Origin of the sequence: Serratia myotis (assembly GCF_027474885.1) — a bacterium.
Classification (GTDB): Bacteria; Pseudomonadota; Gammaproteobacteria; order Enterobacterales; family Enterobacteriaceae; genus Serratia; species Serratia proteamaculans.
The window spans coordinates 3022540-3043087 of sequence record NZ_CP099707.1 but is presented as its reverse complement, the minus strand read 5'-3'; the positions used below and the strand labels follow the sequence as shown (position 1 = coordinate 3043087).

Annotated in this window: 18 protein-coding genes and 1 other annotated feature (1 of these 19 cut by a window edge); of the genes, 12 read left to right on the top strand and 6 right to left on the bottom strand. The window is 53.2% G+C overall.

The features are described 5' to 3' along the window. Window positions 1–72, bottom strand: a sequence feature (Trp leader region); it reaches 32 nt to the left of the window's first position. Window positions 73–315: 243 nt separating this feature from the next. The 5 genes from rnm (at window position 316) to rluB (ending at window position 4415) form a co-directional block, all read left to right on the top strand. After that, window positions 316–1203, top strand: a complete 888-nt coding sequence (rnm, locus tag NHG65_RS14385) for an RNase RNM (RefSeq protein ID WP_099062858.1) — start codon at window positions 316–318, stop codon at window positions 1201–1203. 48 nt (window positions 1204–1251) lie between these two features. Next, window positions 1252–1872, top strand: coding sequence for an L-threonylcarbamoyladenylate synthase (locus NHG65_RS14380; RefSeq protein WP_112348464.1), 621 nt, complete (start codon window positions 1252–1254; stop codon window positions 1870–1872). 114 nt (window positions 1873–1986) lie between these two features. After that, complete coding sequence (locus tag NHG65_RS14375; protein WP_099062860.1) at window positions 1987–2346, top strand: Rap1a/Tai family immunity protein; 360 nt, start codon at window positions 1987–1989, stop codon at window positions 2344–2346. A gap of 148 nt (window positions 2347–2494) precedes the next feature. After that, window positions 2495–3292 (top strand): alpha/beta fold hydrolase, encoded by a 798-nt coding sequence (locus NHG65_RS14370; protein WP_413477077.1) that lies wholly within the window; start codon window positions 2495–2497, stop codon window positions 3290–3292. 226 nt (window positions 3293–3518) lie between these two features. Further along, entirely contained in the window at window positions 3519–4415 is an 897-nt protein-coding gene (rluB, locus tag NHG65_RS14365; protein WP_085117041.1) for a 23S rRNA pseudouridine(2605) synthase RluB, read from the top strand. Between the two features lie 44 nt (window positions 4416–4459). On the opposite strand, the gene cobO is transcribed toward rluB, so the two are convergent. Further along, entirely contained in the window at window positions 4460–5050 is a 591-nt protein-coding gene (cobO, locus tag NHG65_RS14360; protein ID WP_099062862.1) for a cob(I)yrinic acid a,c-diamide adenosyltransferase, read from the bottom strand. A 13-nt stretch (window positions 5051–5063) separates the two neighbouring features. Beyond that, window positions 5064–5825 carry a YciK family oxidoreductase gene (locus NHG65_RS14355; RefSeq protein ID WP_099062863.1) on the bottom strand — a complete coding sequence of 254 codons (762 nt, stop codon included), beginning with the start codon at window positions 5823–5825 and terminating at the stop codon, window positions 5064–5066. Window positions 5826–6185: 360 nt separating this feature from the next. Here NHG65_RS14355 and sohB point away from each other — a divergent pair, with 360 nt between their 5' ends. Continuing rightward, window positions 6186–7232, top strand: coding sequence for a protease SohB (sohB, locus tag NHG65_RS14350; protein WP_207976526.1), 1047 nt, complete (start codon window positions 6186–6188; stop codon window positions 7230–7232). A gap of 47 nt (window positions 7233–7279) precedes the next feature. Here the strand turns inward: sohB and NHG65_RS14345 are convergent, their stop codons facing one another. After that, window positions 7280–7531, bottom strand: coding sequence for a YciN family protein (locus NHG65_RS14345; protein ID WP_099062865.1), 252 nt, complete (start codon window positions 7529–7531; stop codon window positions 7280–7282). Window positions 7532–7957: 426 nt separating this feature from the next. Here NHG65_RS14345 and topA point away from each other — a divergent pair, with 426 nt between their 5' ends. Beyond that, a complete protein-coding gene (gene topA / locus NHG65_RS14340) occupies window positions 7958–10555 on the top strand; it encodes a type I DNA topoisomerase (RefSeq protein WP_099062866.1) in 2598 nt (865 codons plus the stop codon). 360 nt (window positions 10556–10915) lie between these two features. Beyond that, complete coding sequence (gene cysB / locus NHG65_RS14335) at window positions 10916–11890, top strand: HTH-type transcriptional regulator CysB (protein ID WP_085117036.1); 975 nt, start codon at window positions 10916–10918, stop codon at window positions 11888–11890. A gap of 101 nt (window positions 11891–11991) precedes the next feature. Here the strand turns inward: cysB and NHG65_RS14330 are convergent, their stop codons facing one another. Continuing rightward, on the bottom strand, window positions 11992–13776 hold the full coding sequence (locus NHG65_RS14330) for a putative phage tail protein (protein ID WP_157765437.1): 1785 nt from the start codon (window positions 13774–13776) through the stop codon (window positions 11992–11994). Window positions 13777–14018: 242 nt separating this feature from the next. On the opposite strand from NHG65_RS14330, the gene acnA reads away from it, so the two are divergent. Further along, a complete protein-coding gene (acnA, locus tag NHG65_RS14325) occupies window positions 14019–16691 on the top strand; it encodes an aconitate hydratase AcnA (protein ID WP_099062868.1) in 2673 nt (890 codons plus the stop codon). A gap of 46 nt (window positions 16692–16737) precedes the next feature. Here acnA and ribA read toward each other — a convergent pair whose 3' ends face one another. Beyond that, the gene (ribA, locus tag NHG65_RS14320; protein ID WP_085117134.1) at window positions 16738–17331 is read right to left on the bottom strand and encodes a GTP cyclohydrolase II; all 594 of its coding nucleotides are present in this window, start codon (window positions 17329–17331) and stop codon (window positions 16738–16740) included. A gap of 278 nt (window positions 17332–17609) precedes the next feature. Here ribA and pgpB point away from each other — a divergent pair, with 278 nt between their 5' ends. From pgpB to lapB, 3 genes are all read left to right on the top strand, one after another. Beyond that, window positions 17610–18380: a phosphatidylglycerophosphatase B gene (gene pgpB / locus NHG65_RS14315; protein WP_099062869.1), complete on the top strand. Its 771-nt coding sequence runs from the start codon at window positions 17610–17612 to the stop codon at window positions 18378–18380. A gap of 288 nt (window positions 18381–18668) precedes the next feature. Then, on the top strand, window positions 18669–18971 hold the full coding sequence (locus NHG65_RS14310; RefSeq protein ID WP_085117032.1) for a LapA family protein: 303 nt from the start codon (window positions 18669–18671) through the stop codon (window positions 18969–18971). 6 nt (window positions 18972–18977) lie between these two features. Next, window positions 18978–20147 (top strand): lipopolysaccharide assembly protein LapB, encoded by a 1170-nt coding sequence (gene lapB, locus NHG65_RS14305; protein ID WP_099062870.1) that lies wholly within the window; start codon window positions 18978–18980, stop codon window positions 20145–20147. 64 nt (window positions 20148–20211) lie between these two features. On the opposite strand, the gene NHG65_RS14300 is transcribed toward lapB, so the two are convergent. Then, complete coding sequence (locus NHG65_RS14300; RefSeq protein ID WP_099062871.1) at window positions 20212–20508, bottom strand: Arc family DNA-binding protein; 297 nt, start codon at window positions 20506–20508, stop codon at window positions 20212–20214. Between the last annotated feature and the right edge of the window lie 40 nt (window positions 20509–20548).

Below are 20548 nucleotides of genomic sequence, written 5' to 3'. Positions count from 1 at the left end.
GAATCTGCAGTGTCAGATGACAGGTATGCGTGATTACTCCGCCCGAGAAAGGGAGTGACGCCACCAACGAAGAAGAGAAGTTTGCTTATTCATTTCTATGCTCTCTTGTTTATCATCCAACCAGGGAACTGCCCTGAACTTGTGTACTAGTTAACTGGTTCGTGGGAATAAAGTCAACCCTCTTTTCGCACAATGTTTTAGCGGCAAGCGTGAATTATTTTCATCAGCGGGAAGGGGCCTCGGACCAGAATAGATTTCCGTCCGCCGGGCGATCGCGGGTATGATAGAAGACCAAGCCATTGCCGGATATTCCTTTTGACAGACAGCAGCCCCCAACCTTCCGCATTTACTCTCTACGACCTCCACAGCCATACCACCGCCTCTGACGGCTATTTGACGCCAGCGCAGCTGGTGCAGCGGGCGGTTGAAATGCGGGTGGGCGTACTGGCGATTACCGACCACGACACCACCGCGGGCCTGGCCGCAGCGGCGGCAACCATTGCTGAATTATCGCTGCCGTTGCAGTTGGTTAACGGGGTAGAGATCTCCACGCTGTGGGAAAACCACGAGATCCATATCGTGGGGCTGGGGATAGAGACCACGCACCCGGCGATGGTGCAGCTGTTGGCCGAACAGACCGAGCGCCGTCACCTGCGCGCCCATGAAATAGGCGTGCGACTGGCCAAGGCGCGTATTGAAGGTGCTTTTGAAGGCGCACAAAAATTGGCAGACGGCGGGGCGGTGACCCGTGGCCACTTTGCCCGTTATCTGGTGCAGATCGGCATGGCCGATAATATGGCTCAGGTGTTCAAGAAATACCTGGCCAAAGGCAAAACCGGCTACGTTCCGCCACAGTGGTGTACAATAGAACAAGCCATTGATGTGATTCATCAATCTGGCGGCCAGGCGGTGATAGCACACCCGGGCCGTTACGACCTGACGGCCAAATGGCTGAAGCGGTTGCTGGCGCACTTTGCGGAACATGGCGGTGATGCCATGGAAGTTGCGCAGTGTCAGCAGGCGCCGCATGAGCGTTCGCAATTGGCGAAGTATGCGCAGGAATATCAATTATTGGCGTCGCAGGGCTCTGATTTCCATCAGCCCTGCTCGTGGATCGAACTGGGCCGTAAACTGTGGTTACCCGGCGGTGTTGAACCCGTGTGGCGTGACTGGTCGCAGCCACAACTGGCCAAAGTCGATTGATTTAACGTGGGCGATGCCGCCCGCGTGCATCATTTTTAGGAGCAAGTCATGAGTCAGCTTTTTTATATTCATCCAGACAATCCCCAACCGCGACTGATCAATCAGGCGGTGGATGTGCTGCGTAAGGGCGGTGTGATCGTTTATCCCACCGATTCCGGTTACGCGCTGGGCTGCAAGCTGGAAGAAAAGTCGGCGATGGAACGTATCTGTCGCATTCGTCAATTGGACGGCAATCATAACTTTACGCTGATGTGTCGCGATCTGTCTGAGTTATCGACTTACGCTTATGTCGACAATACCGCGTTCCGACTGATCAAAAACAACACTCCCGGTAACTACACCTTCATTCTGAAAGCGACCAAGGAAGTTCCGCGCCGCCTGATGAATGACAAACGTAAAACCATAGGCTTGCGCGTGCCGTCGAACCCGATTGCGCTGGCGTTACTGGAAGTATTAAACGAACCGATGATGTCGACTACGTTGATGCTGCCAGGCAATGATTTTGCCGAATCCGATCCGGAAGAAATCAGCGAACACCTGGGTAAACAGGTGGATCTGGTGATCCACGGTGGCTTCCTGGGGCAGCAACCGACCACGGTGGTTGACCTGACCGAGTCTGCACCGGAAGTGCTGCGCGAAGGGGCGGGTGACCCAACGCCTTTCCGTTGATTCATCGCGGTAGTTTTTGCTCATTATTCTGAAAAGTGGCCGAAACGGCGTCATTTAGGGTTAAAGCCGCTATTCTACAATATCAAAAATAGATAATAGGCAGGATGCATAGCGATGATTAAGCGGGTTTCTCTTTTAGCGGCCATATTGTTTTCCTCTGCGGCCAGTGCAGGTTTTTATTCCGGCAGCGCCTTGCTGTCTGAGACCAGCGGCTATGTGAAAAATAAAAATGGTGCAGCCACCGTTGCCGAAGCGCTCGATGGCGGGATGTTTATGGGCTATGTGGCCGGGGTATTTGATACCTTTTCGATGCAGGGCAACCGCAATATTTGCCCGGATGCCGGTATGAGCGTGGGCATGGCCTCGGATGCGGTCATGCAATATTTAAATGAACACCCGGAACAGCTGCACTATTCAGCGCCTTCGGTGATTATGCTGGCGTTAACCGCCGCTTACCCCTGTGAACGGCATTAAAACAGTCCGTTTCGTGCGTATTTTTTCATTAGGTGCGAAGCCTGTTTGTTAGCATCATTTCCCATAGATGAGATCGATAAACGCTGTCATTTTACCACTAGCGCATAAGCCCCTAAGTGATTTAGGGCAATGACGTTTAGGAGACAAAATGACAGCGTTTCGCCATGGCACTCTTTCCCTCGATTATCAAGATTCCGGCTCAGGTCCACTGACGTTGCTCTTGCTGCCCGGCTGGTGTGAGCCGAAAACCGTTTTTGCCCCTTTTACCGCACTGGCGGAGCAACAATACCGGGTGATCAGTCTCGACTGGCGTGGCCACGGGCTGTCCGCCGGCGGTGTCGATCTTGCTCTGGGTGCTGAGGATTTGCTGGCGGATTTGCGCCAACTGTTACTTGAACTGCGGGTGGAGCGGTTTGCGACGTTGTCGGTGGCACACGCCAGTTGGATTGCGGTGGCGTTGGCCGAGAGCTTGCCACAGCAGACGCAAGCCATGGTCTTTCTCGATTGGATCATGACTCAGCCTGAACCGGCATTTTTCGATTCGGTGCAACAAATGCAGCGGCCAGAAAAATGGCTGGCGGCACGTGATGAATTGTTTAGTTTCTGGCAGGGGGGAATTGAGCAACCACGGGTTAAACATCATCTGACTGTCGAAATGGCGCAGGAAGATTTTCGCGTTTGGCAGGCGGCTGGCGTAGCGATTGAACAAGCCTATCTGCAGTACCGTTCGCCACTTCACCGGCTGAGTCAATTAAGCTCCCCTCCGGTTTGTCGGCATATTTACTCGCTGGATCGTGATGACGATTACCTGCGGCACCAACAGGGGTTTGCCGTTGACCATCCGTTCTTCTCGGTTGCGCGGCTGGAAGATGCCCGCACTCATCTTGGTATTCTCGAACAGCCGGAGGTGGTATATCGGGAGGTTGTCAATTTCCTCGGTCATTAAATAACAGCAGTTGTTTATTTAACGGGCCTGCGCCCGTTTTCCCCCGTGTGCTGAAGCCATCAATAGCTTTCGATAATCGACCCGACAATAAAGTGGGTTTCAACCCTATTGAAAGCCTGTATAATGCGCGGTTCGATCTATGTAAACGTATTGTTACTGCCGTGGCGCTCGACGCCGCGGTGGTCATCCCCCCGACGCCTGTGAAGGCGACACTAGAGGTTGCTCAATGAGCGAGAAGTTACAGAAAGTTTTAGCGCGCGCCGGCCATGGCTCGCGTCGTGAAATCGAAACCATTATTGAAGCCGGTCGCGTCAGCGTCGACGGTAAAGTCGCCAAACTGGGTGATCGCGTTGAAGTAACCGCTTCAATGAAAATCCGTTTGGATGGCCACGTGGTCTCGGTTAAAGAATCCGAAGAAGCGGTTTGCCGCGTACTGGCGTATTACAAGCCGGAAGGCGAACTCTGCACCCGTAGCGATCCTGAAGGCCGTCCGACGGTATTTGATCGCCTGCCTAAACTGCGTGGCTCACGCTGGGTGGCAGTAGGGCGTCTGGACGTCAATACCTCAGGCTTGCTGCTGTTCACCACTGATGGTGAACTGGCGAACCGCCTGATGCACCCAAGCCGTGAAGTTGAGCGTGAATATGCGGTGCGTGTATTTGGTCAGATTGATGACGAAAAAATCAAGCAACTGAGCAAGGGCGTTCAGCTGGAAGACGGCCCGGCCGCTTTCCGCACCATCAGTTTCCAGGGTGGCGAAGGCATTAACCAGTGGTACAACGTCACTTTGACCGAAGGGCGTAACCGCGAAGTTCGTCGTCTTTGGGAAGCGGTTGGCGTGCAGGTGAGTCGCCTGATCCGTGTGCGTTACGGCGATATCGATCTGCCGAAAGGCTTGCCGCGTGGCGGTTGGACCGAGCTGGACTTGCCGGCAATTAACTATCTGCGCGAACTGGTTGAGTTAAAACCGGAAACCGTTAGCAAGATGCCGATTGAGCGTGAACGTCGCCGCGTGAAAGCCAATCAGATCCGTCGTGCCGTCAAGCGCCATACCCAGGTGGCCGGCAGCGGACGTCGCAGTGCGGCAGGCAGCAAGCCTGGCAAGCCCGCCAAGCGTAGCTAATCATTACGCCGCAACCCTCTCCGGGCTGCGGCGTTTTCTTTGCGTTACCAGTCAATTCCCTGCTGTGCCTTGATACCCGCGTCAAACGCGTGTTTCACCGGTCGCATCTCCGTGACCGTATCCGCCAGCTCCAACAGATCTCTATGGCATCCTCGCCCGGTGATAATCACCGTCTGGTGTGCAGGGCGTTGTCGTAGCGCCTCCAGCAGCTCATCCAGCTCAAGGTACCCGTAGCTGACCATGTAGGTCAGTTCGTCCAGTAGCACCAGATCCAGGCTGCTGTCGGCCAGCATACGCTTGCCGTGTTGCCATACGGCCTGACAAGCGGCGGTATCGCTGGCTTTATCCTGGGTTTCCCAGGTAAAACCGGTGGCCATCACCTGAAACTCAACGCCGTGCTGCTGCAGCAGATTCTTTTCGCCGTTCGGCCACTCTCCCTTGATGAACTGAATGACGGCGGCTTTCATCCCGTGGCCGACAGCGCGAGTCAGAGTGCCAAATGCTGCGGTAGTCTTGCCCTTGCCGTTACCGGTGAAAACCAGCAGTAAACCCCGTGCATCCTGAGCCGCAGCGATGCGGGCATCGACCTGTTCTTTCAGGCGCTGCTGGCGTTGTTGGTGACGATCTTCAGCCATGATAAAGCCCCTTTTATTCGGCGGCGCCGGGTTTACGGTTTGGCTGGGCATCGAAGCTCATGCCGGTTTTACGGCGGCTGTCATCGCCCATCAGATAGAGGTAAAGCGGCATAATATCAGCCGGGGTTTTTAGCTTGCTTTTGTCTTCGTGCGGGAAGGCTGATGCGCGCATTTGGGTGCGTGTTCCACCAGGATTGATGCAATTTACCCGAAGATGGCGACTTTTGTATTCATCGGCCAACACCTGCATCATGCCCTCGGTGGCGAACTTGGACACCGCATAGGCACCCCAGTTGGCACGTCCGGTACGGCCGACGCTGGAACTGGTAAAGACCAGCGATCCGGCGTTGGATTTCAGCAGCAATGGCAGCAGCGCCTGAGTGAGCATAAAGGTCGCGTTGACGTTCACCTGCATCACCTCATTCCACATTGCCATCGACAGCCCGGCCATGGGAGCGATATCACCCAGCAGACCGGCGTTATGCAGCACGCCGTCGAGGCGTGGGACATGAGTTGCTAATTCTTGGGCCACCTGTTGGCACTGCTCCTGGGTGGTATGCAGCAGATCCAGCGTGATGATGTAGGTTGGCGCACTGCTGAGTTTTGCGATCTCGGCTTGTACCGCCTGCAACTTGCTTTCGGTACGCCCCAACAGCACCAGCTGTGCGCCAAATTTGGCGTAAGTGAGTGCCGCTTCGCGACCGATGCCGTCACCGGCGCCGGTGACCAAAATGATACGTTTTTCCAGCAGATCTTGTTTAGGTTGGTAATGCACAATAATTCCTCGCGCCTTGGTGGCTGGTCTCCCGCTTGCATCGGGGAGGGGTGTGGATTGAGGGGCCATGACAGGAGCTAAGGCTCGACCGCATGCAGGGCCCCGCAGCGAATTTGGATCATCATGTTGATGAATAATCCGTGTTATATGCCTTAAATGGATCGTATTTTCAATGATTAGGCAGCAGAATCGGCATTCTTTTGTAACAAAAAGGGAACAGCAGCGGCTTGGTTAAGCTCAAATGTGCCCACATAGTAAAAAGGTATCACAAGGATTTTTTATTTAGCCGCGACAGCCACTGCGTCGGTTGGCTAGAATGAATGAGATCATACTAACAACCTGTTAATAAAGGCGGAATCTGTGGAGTTTATATCTGTTTATGGCCTGTTTTTGGCCAAAGTCGCGACGGTAGTGATTGCTATCGCCGCGCTGGCGTTGCTGGCGGTCAGCCTGGGGCAACGCAAGAACCGCCAGAAAGGGGAACTGCAGCTGACTGACCTCGGCGAACAATATCGCGACATGCAGCGTGATATGCGGCTGGCGCGCATGGGCGATGCGGAACAAAAGGCCTGGAGCAAACAGTTTAAAAAGCAGACCAAGGCCGACGATAAACTGAAGAAACAGCGTGCCAAAGCCGGCGCGGTTGAAGCCACCAAACCTTGCCTGTACGTGCTCGATTTCAAAGGCAGCATGGATGCCCATGAAGTGACTTCACTGCGTGAGGAAATTTCGGCGGTATTGGCAGTAGCGACGCCGCAGGATGAAGTGTTGCTGCGCTTGGAAAGCCCTGGTGGGGTGGTGCACGGCTACGGCCTGGCGTCATCGCAACTGGCACGTTTGCGTACCGGCGGTATTCGCCTGACGGTAGCGGTCGATAAAGTGGCGGCCAGCGGCGGTTATATGATGGCCTGCGTGGCGGATCGTATCGTTGCAGCGCCTTTTGCCATCATCGGTTCCATCGGCGTCGTGGCGCAAATCCCTAACTTCCACCGTTTGCTGAAAAAGAATGATATTGATGTAGAGCTGCATACCGCCGGTGAGTTCAAACGCACGCTGACATTGTTTGGCGAAAATACCGAGCAGGGGCGTGAGAAATTCCGTGAAGATTTGAACGACACCCACGAGCTGTTTAAACAGTTTGTTCATCAACAGCGTCCATCGCTGGATATCGATAGCGTGGCGACCGGTGAGCATTGGTTCGGCACTCAGGCGAAAGACAAAGGGCTGATTGATGCCATTGGCACCAGTGATGATTTGTTGATTGCTGAAATGGAAAACCACGAGGTGGTCGGGGTGCGCTATGCACGCCGTAAACGCATGATGGACCGTTTTACCGGCAGTGCGGCGGAAAGCGTCGATCGTCTGCTGTTACGCTGGTGGCAACGGGGTGAAAAGCCACTGCTTTAAACCGAATGTTTAAACATCAAGGGGGCCATGGCCCCCTTTTTTAATGCTTAATCGACCAAATGGTATTTATCAGAAAACACGTGAGCCAAGTGTTTAAACATATTAAATACTGCGGTAGTTTTTATCGTTGGCAATCCATCCGGATCCAAAAAGAATTCACCGCGGAAAACTAAAACGCTGCCTTTTTGTTCAACATCAGTGGCAACCATACCATGCAGATATTCATCATGCTGGCGAATAAGTTTATTTGCTTCTTCCAGCAGGGCTTCGCGAGCAATAGGTGAGGTATCAGTGCGCATTTATTACACTCCAATGAAAAATTCTGCACATATTCTAACGCCAGTTCGCATTTATCCGCAAACAGACTAAGGTTTATTTGCCGTCTGGATGGCTAGCACTATCTGCCGATTGGCGAAATCTGCCTTTCCGTGCTAATTAGGTTGCGTGACGCTTTTTATCAGGTACAGTGTGGGATTTTGCGGCGTCGGGTGGAAGGTTTTGTTTACGCCATGAATGAGTTTCACACTGCCGTACTTCTGGGGCATGAGTGAATAGTAGGCAGGATCAACAACTTGCGTTCAGGTTGAGCAGTTAAACAGCCGATAGAAAAAAACATGTTGATCTCTTGCCAGACTGCCGCAATATAAAAAAGAGATATGAATCGCTGCGGCACGGCGAGATAAAAGACTTCTTTTTAGAAGAAATAAAATTAGGTAAAGGTAAATATGGGTAAAGCTCTCGTAATAGTTGAGTCCCCGGCAAAAGCCAAAACTATTAATAAATATTTAGGTAATGACTACGTGGTGAAGTCCAGCGTCGGTCATATCCGTGATTTGCCGACCAGTGGCTCAGCCAGCAAAAAGAGCGCTGACTCAACCGAAGACAAAGCCAAGAAGAAAGTTAAAAAAGATCCGACGACGGCGCTGGTAAATCGCATGGGCGTCGATCCTTACCATGGCTGGAAAGCGCAATACGAAATCCTGCCGGGTAAAGAAAAAGTTGTCGCCGAGTTAAAGTCGTTAGCGGAAAACGCCGACCACATTTATCTCGCAACCGACCTTGACCGCGAAGGGGAAGCCATTGCCTGGCACCTGCGGGAAGTTATCGGGGGTGACGACAAACGCTTTAGCCGCGTGGTGTTTAACGAAATTACCAAGAACGCGATCCAAAATGCGTTCAAACAGCCCGGTGAACTGAATATCGATCGTGTTAACGCTCAGCAGGCGCGTCGCTTTATGGACCGCGTGGTGGGTTACATGGTTTCGCCGCTGCTGTGGAAAAAAATTGCCCGTGGCCTGTCCGCCGGGCGAGTGCAATCCGTTGCGGTTCGACTGGTGGTGGAGCGTGAGCGCGACATCAAAGCCTTCGTGCCGGAAGAGTACTGGGAGTTGCATGCCGATCTGTTGGCGAAGGGTGATACCGCGCTGCAGATGGAAGTGACACATGCCCACGACAAACCGTTCAAACCGGTTAACCGTGAGCAGACCCACGCAGCGCTCAAACTGCTGGAGAAAGCCCGTTATACGGTGCTGGATCGCGAAGACAAGCCGACCAGCAGCAAGCCGGGTGCGCCTTACATCACTTCCACCTTGCAGCAGGCGGCCAGTACCCGTCTGAGCTTTGGCGTGAAGAAAACCATGATGATGGCCCAGCGGCTGTATGAAGCGGGTCACATCACCTATATGCGTACCGACTCCACCAACCTGAGCCAGGATGCGCTCGAGATGGTGCGTGGCTACATCGGTGACAACTTCGGCGACAAGTACCTGCCGAAAGCCCCGAATCAGTACAGCAGCAAAGAAAACTCGCAGGAAGCACACGAAGCTATCCGTCCGTCGGATGTGAACGTGCTGGCCGAGCAGTTGAAAGATATGGAAGCGGATGCGCAAAAACTGTATCAGCTGATTTGGCGCCAGTTTGTCGCCTGTCAGATGACACCGGCGCAGTACGACTCCACCACGCTGTCGGTGAAAGCCGCTGATTACCAGTTGCGCGCCAAAGGCCGTACGCTGCGTTTCGATGGCTGGACCAAAGTGATGCCTGCTCTGCGCAAGGGTGATGAAGACCGCACCTTGCCATACGTTGAAGTAGGCAGCGATCTGGAACTGCAGAAGCTGATCCCAAGCCAACACTTCACCAAGCCGCCTGCGCGTTACAGCGAAGCGTCATTGGTAAAAGAGTTGGAAAAACGCGGTATTGGCCGTCCATCGACCTACGCTTCGATCATCTCGACCATTCAGGATCGTGGCTATGTGCGGGTCGAAAGCCGCCGTTTCTACGCCGAGAAAATGGGTGAGATCGTTACCGACCGTCTGGAAGAAAATTTCCGCGAGCTGATGAACTATGACTTCACCGCACGCATGGAAAACGGCCTGGACCAGGTAGCGAACAACCAGGCAGAGTGGAAAGCGGTGCTGGATGAGTTCTTTGCCGAGTTCAGCGAACAGCTGGAAACGGCGGAGAAAGAGCCAGAAGAAGGCGGCATGCGCCCGAATCAGATGGTGATGACCAGCATCGATTGCCCAACCTGCGGACGCAAGATGGGTATCCGTACTGCCAGTACCGGCGTGTTCCTGGGTTGCTCCGGCTATGCGTTGCCGCCGAAGGAACGTTGTAAAACCACCATTAACCTGGTGCCGGAAACGGAAGTGCTGAACATTCTCGAAGGGGATGACGCGGAAACCAACGCGTTGCGTGCCCGCCGTCGTTGCCAGAAGTGCGGCACGGCGATGGACAGCTACCTGATCGATAATCAACGCAAGCTGCACGTGTGTGGTAATAACCCGGCGTGTGACGGCTATGAGATCGAAGAGGGCGAGTTCCGCCTGAAAGGGTATGACGGTCCTGTGGTTGAGTGCGATAAGTGTGGTTCTGAAATGCACCTGAAAATGGGGCGCTTCGGCAAGTACATGGGTTGCACCAACGAGACCTGTAAAAATACCCGCAAGATCCTGCGTAATGGTGATGTTGCACCACCGAAGGAAGATCCGGTTCCATTGCCGGAACTGCCATGCGAAAAGTCGGACGCTTACTTTGTTCTGCGTGACGGCGCTGCCGGTGTGTTCCTGGCGGCTAATACCTTCCCTAAATCGCGCGAGACCCGCGCGCCGTTGGTGGAAGAACTGGCCCGCTTCAAGGATCGTCTGCCTGAAAAACTGCGCTATCTGGCGGATGCGCCGGTGGCCGATGCGGAAGGCAACAAAACCATGGTGCGTTTCAGCCGTAAAACCAAACAGCAGTATGTCTCTTCAGAGAAGGACGGCAAAGCCACCGGCTGGTCCGCTTTCTACGTAGATGGCAAATGGGTTGAAGGCAAAAAGTAAATTTGCAGCCTGAATGCAACATAAAAAACCAGCCCATGTGGCTGGTTTTTTTATTGGCGAAAGGGGGCGAACGGATCTATCCTTTGCTGCTTTTTCCCTCCTGGGGCCAGAGTTTCACCTTGATAGCAATGCAAAATAATCGTTACCACAGTGTGACGTGGATCTATACTTGAAGCTGTAGCGTGTTATAGTGGTTATATAAAAAGTTTTTTTATGATTAAAGCTTATTAACAGCGGCGGTTTCTTCAGCGTCTGGGTGAAACACGGTGTTTATGGCTTGTTACTTTTCAGCATACCGGGGCGACACCGATATACCTGGCTGCGGCTCAACGCAGTGTTTAACCTAGGATGGTATAAGATATGAAATTGCAGCAGCTTCGTTACATCGTGGAAGTGGTTAACCACAACCTGAATGTCTCCTCGACGGCAGAAGGGCTTTACACCTCACAACCCGGTATCAGCAAGCAGGTGCGGATGCTGGAAGATGAACTGGGTATCCAGATTTTCGCCCGAAGCGGTAAACACCTGACTCAGGTGACGCCGGCAGGTTTGGAAATTATCCGTATTGCGCGTGAAGTTCTGTCCAAAGTGGATGCCATCAAAGCCGTCGCCGGCGAGCATACCTACCCGGATAAAGGTTCACTGTATGTGGCCACCACCCATACCCAGGCGCGTTATGCTTTGCCTAACGTGATTAAAGGTTTTATTGAACGTTATCCGCGTGTCTCGCTGCACATGCATCAAGGGTCGCCGACGCAAATCGCTGAGGCCGTATCCAAAGGTACCGCAGACTTTGCCATTGCCACCGAAGCACTGCATCTCTACGACGATTTAATCATGCTGCCTTGCTATCACTGGAATCGTGCGGTGGTAGTGAAGCCCGATCACCCCTTGGCCGGTAAAAGCCACATCACCATTGAAGAGTTGGCGGCTTACCCGATCGTTACCTATACCTTTGGCTTCACCGGCCGTTCCGAACTGGATACCGCGTTTAACCGCGCCGGCCTGACGCCACGCATCGTCTTCACTGCGACCGATGCTGACGTGATTAAAACTTACGTACGTCTGGGGCTTGGGGTAGGTGTGATTGCCAGCATGGCCGTGGATCCGGTACAGGATCCAGACCTGGTGACGGTGGATGCACGCGATATCTTCACCTACAGCACCACCAAAATCGGTTTCCGTCGCAGCACTTTCCTGCGCAGTTACATGTACGATTTCATCCAGCGTTTCGCGCCACACCTGACGCGTGACGTGGTCGACAGTGCCGTTGCGTTGCGTTCCAACGAAGAGATCGAAGCGATGTTCAAGGACATTTTGCTACCAGAGAAGTAAGCCGTTAGATTAATGGCTGATAGCAGGATGGCGGACCAATATAACCCGCATGATCCCTCGTCATATAGGCCGCCCTGTGAATAGCCAGGGCGGCCTGCATATCAAACTTCCGCCCCCAGCGCGGCTAATTGCGCCACTTTCAATCCTGAGCCGTTAGCCCCACTAAACGTACACATCCATCCAGGTGACTGGTTTGCTAGCGACTCGCGTTTCAGAATTAGCGTGCCTTTTTGAATGATGCCGCTGATTTCGGCATAGCTGTTATCAACATAAATAATGGCCGGAGAGGTTTTGCCGATGCTGATATTATTTCCCGTGGCCGCAATGGATTCTTGCCCTATCACCACGTTATGCACTGCGCTGCAGTTGGCACCCGGCAGCGTGAGATCGCCAAATATATGACACCCGGCAACGCTGACTCGCTGCGCCGTCGCTCCAGCGATAAGGCTACCGGTAATCTGGCTATTGCTAATCTTGAGGCCGCCGGCAGACCCCAAAGGTGCGCCTGCTGCTGCTGCGACCGTGACATCACCATTAATTCTGCTGTTGGTAACCAGGGTTGATCCTGACATCACCACCGTTCTTAGGTAGTTCAGTACACTGTTGCTAATCTGATAATCCCCCTGAATATTACCTGATATGTATAGGCCATTGCAGATGGTGTTATCGAGTTTGATGCGACCATTACCAACAGTCGTCGTATCGTAAGGATAAATATCACCTGAAAGGCGGTTACAACCGTTGATTACCATTTGAGCGTATGGGCCATACGAAACCGCTCGTGTGAAATTGCTAATACCGCATTCGGTTAGCCACACTTCCCCCCCGACCTTGATAAAAGTCCCCAGGGGCCAATGACCTTCGGCCAGACTGCCGCCAGGGCGTTCAGCATGGATCCGCGTAAAGTGCATTTGAATGCCGCCACGAACCTCAACGAATGGCGTAACATTGTTCAGTTCGAAAGAACCGTCAAAAAAGCGATTAAAATTGCTTTGGTCGCCAGGGCGGGTGCTCATGATCAGTAGCGGTGGGTAAGCGGTCGCATCCGGATTAGCGATATCTTCAAGGTTGGTGTAGCTGTAACCGTCTTTCATTCGACCAGAGGCAAAGACGGAAACACGATTGAAGTTGTTATCGAAGGCATTGTCGAGATACAACGCTGAACCTCGGAAATTTTGTATAGCGACATCCTCCCACAGGGTGGCCGTGGTGCGGCAATAAACGCCGTGGCAATATGCCCGGCCTTTTTCGTCTTGGGTGGGGTCAACAATACTGGTGCCAATCCCTTGCACCATCAGGCTGCGTAGAGTGAGTTGCTGGAATCCGAAGTTTTCGCCCCAACAATGAATTGCGCCATAGTTGCCGTAGCCGGCGCTGCGCGGAATATTAAAATCGAGTACGGTACCCGAAGCGCCATGTCCGCCTTGTCCTTCCAAAAACCAGTCTTTGCTGTAATCCAGCACTATCGGTTTTTTAAAGTTTAATGTTCCACGCGGAAACACGATTTTGGCTACGTTCCCATTCATAGTCGAAGCATGGCTGAGTAATGCATCCATTGCATTGTCCCAGTTATTATTGGTGGTCTTAAACCAGGCAAGTTGCAGCGTATTGCCGTCTCTAACCAGGCGCCAGCGTTTGCCAGCAGTGGTGACGACTACTAATGTGCCGTCATCAGGCGTGTTGTCACCTGCTTTGTAAACATAAAAAAGTACGCGATCGCCAGTGCCGCGTAACAGAATTACCTGCCCCTCTGATTCTGGTTCTGTAACCCTTAATGCCTCCACGTTGGCAAGGGTGTTGATCTTGGTATCGGCCATATTTTTCTTCCCAGGTAGTGAGATATCGATATGCAAGACAGGGTATCCCCATGGTTGCACCGGTTGCATGACTTTGCCTGGAAAGAGTATCTCCGGAGGAACGGCGTGACATTTTGTACACGTCCTGTCAGGACTCACTAAACACTCACAGTTAACTTGTTGAGCTAACACCAGATCTTTAAGTTGATTGCTTCTGCCTATCGTTATGATCAAAACGTGTTGTTATCAAAACGTTACATCATCTTTGTGTTATCTTTAAATAAGACCTCAGTGATTACCCTGTTTTAGACATAATAAGAAATGGAGGAGCTATGTCGTCCGATCTTCGTGAAACAAGTATGGATAAGCTGGTTGCGCTCAATAGCGAGTATCGCTATTACAGTTTGCCACTGGCAGCGAGACAGTTGGGTGATATCGACCGGCTGCCAAAATCAATGAAAGTGCTGTTGGAAAACCTGCTGCGCCATGTGGATGGTGACACTGTGCAGGTTGAGGATCTGAAAGCTATCGTTGGCTGGTTGCAGACCGGCCATGCCGACCGTGAGATTGCCTACCGCCCGGCCCGCGTACTGATGCAGGATTTTACCGGCGTGCCCGCGGTGGTGGATTTAGCCGCGATGCGTGAAGCGGTACAGCGATTAGGTGGCAATGTCGACCAGGTCAACCCGCTGTCGCCGGTCGACTTGGTGATTGACCACTCGGTCACCGTTGATGAGTTCGGCGATGACGAAGCGTTTGAAGAAAACGTGCGCATCGAAATGGAGCGTAACCACGAGCGCTATACCTTCCTGCGCTGGGGGCAGAAAGCCTTCAACCGTTTCCGCGTAGTGCCGCCGGGCACCGGTATCTGTCACCAGGTTAACCTGGAATATCTTGGTCAAACGGTATGGCACACCGACGAAAGCGGTCAGCGTATTGCCTACCCGGATACCTTGGTGGGTACCGACTCCCACACCACCATGATCAACGGCCTGGGTATTCTTGGCTGGGGCGTGGGCGGTATCGAGGCCGAGGCGGCGATGCTGGGCCAGCCGGTGTCGATGCTGATCCCGGACGTGGTGGGCTTTAAACTCACCGGTAAGCTCAGCGAAGGCATTACCGCCACCGACCTGGTGTTGACCGTCACCCAGATGCTGCGTAAGCACGGGGTGGTGGGCAAGTTTGTCGAGTTCTACGGTGACGGCCTGGCCGATTTGCCGCTGGCCGACCGAGCGACCATTGCCAACATGTCGCCAGAATTTGGTGCGACCTGTGGCTTCTTCCCGGTGGACGACGTGACGCTGGGCTATATGAAGCTGAGTGGCCGCAGCGATGAACAAATCGCATTGGTGGAAGCCTACGCCAAAGTGCAGGGCATGTGGCGTAACCCTGGTGATGAGCCGGTGTTTACCAGTACCCTGGCGTTGGATATGTCGACGGTGGTTGCCAGCCTCGCCGGGCCGAAACGCCCGCAGGACCGTGTGGCACTGCCCGACGTTCCTAAAGCGTTCAATGCCGCAACCGAACTGGAAATCGGCAACCAGCAACGTAAATCTGAATTCAAACCTTTCACTTTGAATGGGCAGCAACACGAGCTGCATAACGGCGCTGTGGTTATCGCGGCCATTACCTCCTGTACCAATACCTCCAACCCCAGCGTGATGATGGCAGCCGGTCTACTGGCGAAAAATGCGGTGAATAAAGGGCTGAAAACCAAACCCTGGGTGAAAACCTCGTTGGCGCCGGGTTCCAAAGTGGTGACCGACTATTTCGACAGCGCCAAGCTGACCGCCTACCTGGAAGAGCTCGGCTTTAATCTGGTGGGTTATGGCTGTACCACCTGTATTGGTAACTCCGGGCCATTGCCCGATCCTATCGAGCAGGCGATTAAAGAGGGCGACTTGACCGTGGGGGCGGTGTTGTCCGGTAACCGCAACTTTGAAGGCCGTATCCATCCGCTGGTGAAAACCAACTGGCTGGCCTCGCCGCCGCTGGTGGTGGCCTATGCGCTGGCCGGCAGCATGAAGGTTGACCTGTCCAAAGACCCACTGGGCGAAGGCCGTGACGGCAAGCCGGTTTATCTGAAGGATATCTGGCCAAGCAGCCAGGACATTGCCCAGGCGGTGGAAGAAGTTCGCACCGAGATGTTCCACAAGGAATACGGTGCGGTGTTTGACGGTGACGCCAACTGGCAGTCGATTCAGGTTGCCGGTTCGGCCACCTATCCGTGGCAGGAAGATTCCACCTATATCCGCCATCCGCCGTTCTTCAGTACCATGAAAGTGCAGCCGGATCCGGTGCAAGACATCAAGGATGCCCGCATTCTGGCGATCCTGGCCGACTCGGTGACTACCGACCATATCTCGCCAGCGGGGAATATCAAACGTGAAAGCCCGGCGGGGCGCTATCTGAGCGATCATGGCGTTGCGGCACTGGACTTTAACTCCTATGGCTCACGCCGTGGTAACCATGAAGTGATGATGCGCGGCACCTTTGCCAATATCCGCATCCGCAACGAAATGGTGCCGGGGGTTGAAGGGGGTTATACCCGCCATATTCCGTCACAGAATCAGCTGTCGATCTACGATGCCGCGATGCAGTATCAGCAGGAACAGGTACCGCTGGCGGTGATTGCCGGTAAAGAATACGGTTCCGGCTCCAGCCGTGACTGGGCGGCGAAGGGGCCGCGTCTGCTGGGGGTACGAGTGGTGATTGCCGAGTCCTTTGAGCGTATTCACCGTTCTAACCTGATTGGCATGGGCATTCTGCCGTTAGAGTTCCCGGCGGGCGTGACACGCAAAACGCTGGGGCTGAGTGGTGATGAGCAGATTAGCGTCAGCGGATTACAAACGCTGAAACCGGGGCAGAATGTGCCGGTGCTGATCACTTATGCCGATGGGCGTAAAGAAGTGGTCAATACCCGTTGCCGTATCGATACCGGCAATGAGCTGACCTACTATGAAAATGACGGCATCCTGCACTATGTGATCAGGAAAATGCTGTAATAAAAAGGGCGCCTGTCATGGCGCCCTGATTTTCCCCTGGGGGAAATTACTCTTGGTCCAGTAAATGGCCCATTTTCGCGGCCTTGGTCGCCAGGTAACGTTCGTTCTTCGGGTTACGCCCAACGATCAACGGCACTCGCTCGCTAATGTTAATACCGGCTTCCGTCAGGATCTCAACCTTTTTCGGGTTATTGGTCAACAAACGCACCGCATCCACGCCCAGCAGTTTGAACATGTCTGCACACAGGGTGAAATCTCGTTCATCAGCGGCGAAGCCCAACTGGTGGTTGGCTTCTACCGTGTCAGCCCCCTTGTCCTGCAGCGCATAAGCGCGGATCTTATTCAACAAACCGATATTACGACCTTCCTGGCGGTGGTAGAGCAGAATACCGCGACCTTCTTCTGCGATATGCTCCAGTGCCGCTTCCAACTGAAAACCGCAGTCACAGCGCAGGCTGAATAATGCATCACCGGTCAGACACTCAGAATGAACCCGTGAGAGTACCGGCGTCGCGCCAGAAATATCACCGAACACCAGCGCCAGATGATCGTGCCCGGTAGCCAGTTCTTCGAATCCTACCATCAGGAAATCGCCCCAAGGTGTTGGCAATTTGGCCTCTGCCACCCGTTTAAGCTGCATGTTGCTCTCCACAAATACATCCGATTCAATCATGGTTGCGCATCCTACGTCCGGCACAGTGAACTGACCAGTATTAAAATGCGCAACGACGATCGGCATTTCATTAATTATCGACTATTTTGCCATAACTTCTTGCCCTGAGGTGCTCAGCAAATCGGCATCCGGTGTTTTCAGCCAAGTATTATTGAATTAGGTTATATATCTGTTTAATTTTTAGAGTGTTATCAATATTACAAGATTGTTACACTGCCAATGGGTTTATGCAAAGGACGATAGGAATGTTTGAGATAGCAAAACGCACGGCAGCAGGCGCGATAGTGCTGTTGCTGATGCCGCTGGCAGCGTGGCTTTCCGGTTGGCAATGGCAGCCGGGTGGCGATGGCCGACTATTGAAAGGTCTGTATTGGTTGACCGAAACGGTCACTTCGCCCTGGGGGATTATCACCAGCATCATTCTCGGTGCCTGGTTCCTGTGGTGCCTGCGCTTTCGCATCCGGCCGGCGATAGGTCTGTTGGTGCTGCTCAGCGCATCGATTCTGATTGGTCAGGGGGTGAAGTCTTTTATCAAGGATCGGGTACAGGAGCCGCGGCCATTTGTGTTGTGGCTGGAGTCTGCCCATCAGATTGACGAAAAGTACTTTTACTCACTCAAGCGTAAAGAACGGGGTGCGTTGGTTAAAGAACAACTGCAAGATCAACCTCTGGTACCGGTATGGTTGCGTGAGCACTGGCAGTTTGAGACTGGTTTCGCATTCCCTTCCGGCCATACCATGTTTGCCGCCAGTTGGGCGCTGCTGGGCGTTGGGCTGTTGTGGCCACGTCGGCACTATAAGACCGTGGCGGTATTGATGCTGTGGGCAACGGGCGTCATGGGCAGTCGTTTGCTGCTGGGCATGCATTGGCCGCGCGATCTGGTGGTGGCGACGTTGATCAGTTGGTTGCTGGTGACAATAGCCTGTTGGTTGGCACAACGCTGGTTTGGCCCTTTGACTCCGCCGCCGCAAGAACAGCAGGAAATTGCAGAAAGAAGTTCTACCCATAAACATTAGGTGACGATGTCACTTATCGCGGCGCCGATACGGCGCCGCATTAACCCCTTACATTTCCCTTCGTTGTAATTCTTATTCATGCCCCCATATCCTTATTAATCTATTATTTTGAGAAGCTTTCTCATTAATTTGTTCGGGAGCGTCGTTTACTGTCGAATATGCCAGCAGATATGTGGTTTTATCGTGCCGCAGGGTTTCCCTGCCACGATGGGAAATGCTAACTTAAAGGTTAGGGACGCCACGTATAGGCATAGTTCATCCGATTAACTCGGCATCGCGGGAAAGAATGTGAAATATTTGCTGATTTTTTTGTTGGTTCTGGTGATTTTCGTGATTTCAGTCACGTTGGGCGCGCATAACGACCAGGTCGTGAGTTTTAATTACCTGGTTGCGCAGGGCGACTATCGCGTATCGACCCTATTGGCGGCATTGTTTGGCGCCGGTTTTGTTCTCGGCTGGGTCATTTGTGGCCTGTTTTATCTGCGTACCCGCATTTCGCTGGGTCGGGCTGAGCGAAAAATAAAAAGGCTGGAACTGCAGCTTGAACAACCTGCTGAATCGGCAGCTCCATCCGTTGTCAGCAAGGAATAATCTTCTATGTTAGAGCTGCTGTTTCTGTTGTTGCCCGTGGCTGCCGCGTACGGCTGGTACATGGGGCGCAGAAGTGCTCAACAGGATAAACAACAGGAAGCCAACCGTCTGTCACGCGAGTATGTGGCCGGGGTTAACTTCCTGCTCTCCAACCAGCAGGATAAAGCGGTTGATCTGTTCCTGGATATGTTGAAAGAGGACAGCAACACCGTTGAGGCCCACCTGACGCTGGGCAACCTGTTCCGTTCGCGCGGCGAAGTAGACCGTGCAATCCGCATTCACCAGGCGCTGATGGAAAGCGCTTCTCTGACCTTCGAACAACGCCTGCTGGCGGTGCAACAGCTGGGGCGCGATTATATGGCCGCCGGCATGTACGATCGCGCGGAAGATATGTTCGGCCAGTTAATCGGTGAAGAAGATTTCCGCATTTCCGCGTTACAGCAACTGTTGGTGATCCATCAGGCCACCAGCGATTGGCAAAAAGCCATTGATGTGGCGGAAAAATTGGTCAAATTGGGCAAAGATAAACAGCGTATCGAGATCGCCCATTTCTACTGCGAACTGGCATTGCAGGCGATGGGCAGTGACGATCTCGATAAGGCAATGGGCCTGCTGAAACGAGCGGCCTCGGCCGATAAGCAGTGTGCCCGGGTGTCGATCATGGTAGGGCGCATTTATATGGCTCAGGGGGAATACGCCAAGGCGGTAGAGTCGCTCAAGCGGGTGCTGAATCAGGATAAAGAACTGGTTAGCGAAACCTTGCCGATGCTGCATGAGTGTTATCCACATCTGGATCAGCAGCAGGATTGGTCGGACTTCCTCAAACGTTGTGTGGAAGAAAATACCGGCGCTACCGCTGAACTGATGCTGGCGGAAATAATTGAGCAGCAAGAAGGGCGCGATGTGGTGCAGGTGTATATCAACCGCCAATTACAGCGCCACCCGACGATGCGGGTATTTTATCACCTGATGGATTATCACCTGGCAGATGCGGAAGACGGCCGTGCGAAAGAGAGTTTGCTGTTGCTGCGTGATATGGTTGGCGAACAAATACGTACCAAGCCGCGCTATCGCTGCCATAAATGCGGTTTTACCGCGCACTCTCTTTATTGGCATTGCCCGTCGTGCCGAGCCTGGTCATCGGTTAAACCGATCCGCGGGCTGGATGGACAATAACGCACAGTAATACACAATAAAAAACGGGGCTAAATTAGCCCCGTTTTTTTATGAGAATAGCGCTTTATTTTTTCTTGCCGGCTTTGACGCCACCTTTCAGCAACTGACGCAGCTTCTTCAATTCTTTCTGGTTCAGCGGTTGCTCAATCTCTTCTTCAATACCCTGGTTGTCGATGTCACCATGGTGTAACTCCGCCGATTTCTTAGCGGCTTTTTCCGCCTTAGCCGGGAAGTCGAAGCTATGTTCAAGACGTTGGCAAACCTCAGCGCTCAGAGAAAGTTGGTTATCGGCGGCAATGGCACGAATTTTTTCTTTGAGTTCCAGAGGGATTTTAATCGTTAGTGTAGATATCTCGCTCATTTTGAAGCCTTTCTGCGGGAGGATTGCCTTCAAGCTAAGC

What these genes read in the sequence shown, in the direction of transcription:
- NHG65_RS14345 (WP_099062865.1), bottom strand. Translation starts at nt 7,531, where the DNA reads ATGCGCACTGATACCTCACCTATTGCTCGCGAAGCCCTGCTGGAAGAA.
- ribA (WP_085117134.1), bottom strand. Translation starts at nt 17,331, where the DNA reads ATGCAGCTTAAACGGGTGGCAGAGGCCAAATTGCCAACACCTTGGGGC.
- NHG65_RS14300 (WP_099062871.1), bottom strand. Translation starts at nt 20,508, where the DNA reads ATGAGCGAGATATCTACACTAACGATTAAAATCCCTCTGGAACTCAAA.
- topA (WP_099062866.1), top strand. Translation starts at nt 7,958, where the DNA reads ATGGGTAAAGCTCTCGTAATAGTTGAGTCCCCGGCAAAAGCCAAAACT.
- NHG65_RS14380 (WP_112348464.1), top strand. Translation starts at nt 1,252, where the DNA reads ATGAGTCAGCTTTTTTATATTCATCCAGACAATCCCCAACCGCGACTG.
- NHG65_RS14375 (WP_099062860.1), top strand. Translation starts at nt 1,987, where the DNA reads ATGATTAAGCGGGTTTCTCTTTTAGCGGCCATATTGTTTTCCTCTGCG.
- rluB (WP_085117041.1), top strand. Translation starts at nt 3,519, where the DNA reads ATGAGCGAGAAGTTACAGAAAGTTTTAGCGCGCGCCGGCCATGGCTCG.
- NHG65_RS14330 (WP_157765437.1), bottom strand. Translation starts at nt 13,776, where the DNA reads ATGCAACCGGTGCAACCATGGGGATACCCTGTCTTGCATATCGATATC.
- NHG65_RS14370 (WP_413477077.1), top strand. Translation starts at nt 2,495, where the DNA reads ATGACAGCGTTTCGCCATGGCACTCTTTCCCTCGATTATCAAGATTCC.
- cobO (WP_099062862.1), bottom strand. Translation starts at nt 5,050, where the DNA reads ATGGCTGAAGATCGTCACCAACAACGCCAGCAGCGCCTGAAAGAACAG.
- acnA (WP_099062868.1), top strand. Translation starts at nt 14,019, where the DNA reads ATGTCGTCCGATCTTCGTGAAACAAGTATGGATAAGCTGGTTGCGCTC.
- lapB (WP_099062870.1), top strand. Translation starts at nt 18,978, where the DNA reads ATGTTAGAGCTGCTGTTTCTGTTGTTGCCCGTGGCTGCCGCGTACGGC.
- cysB (WP_085117036.1), top strand. Translation starts at nt 10,916, where the DNA reads ATGAAATTGCAGCAGCTTCGTTACATCGTGGAAGTGGTTAACCACAAC.
- pgpB (WP_099062869.1), top strand. Translation starts at nt 17,610, where the DNA reads ATGTTTGAGATAGCAAAACGCACGGCAGCAGGCGCGATAGTGCTGTTG.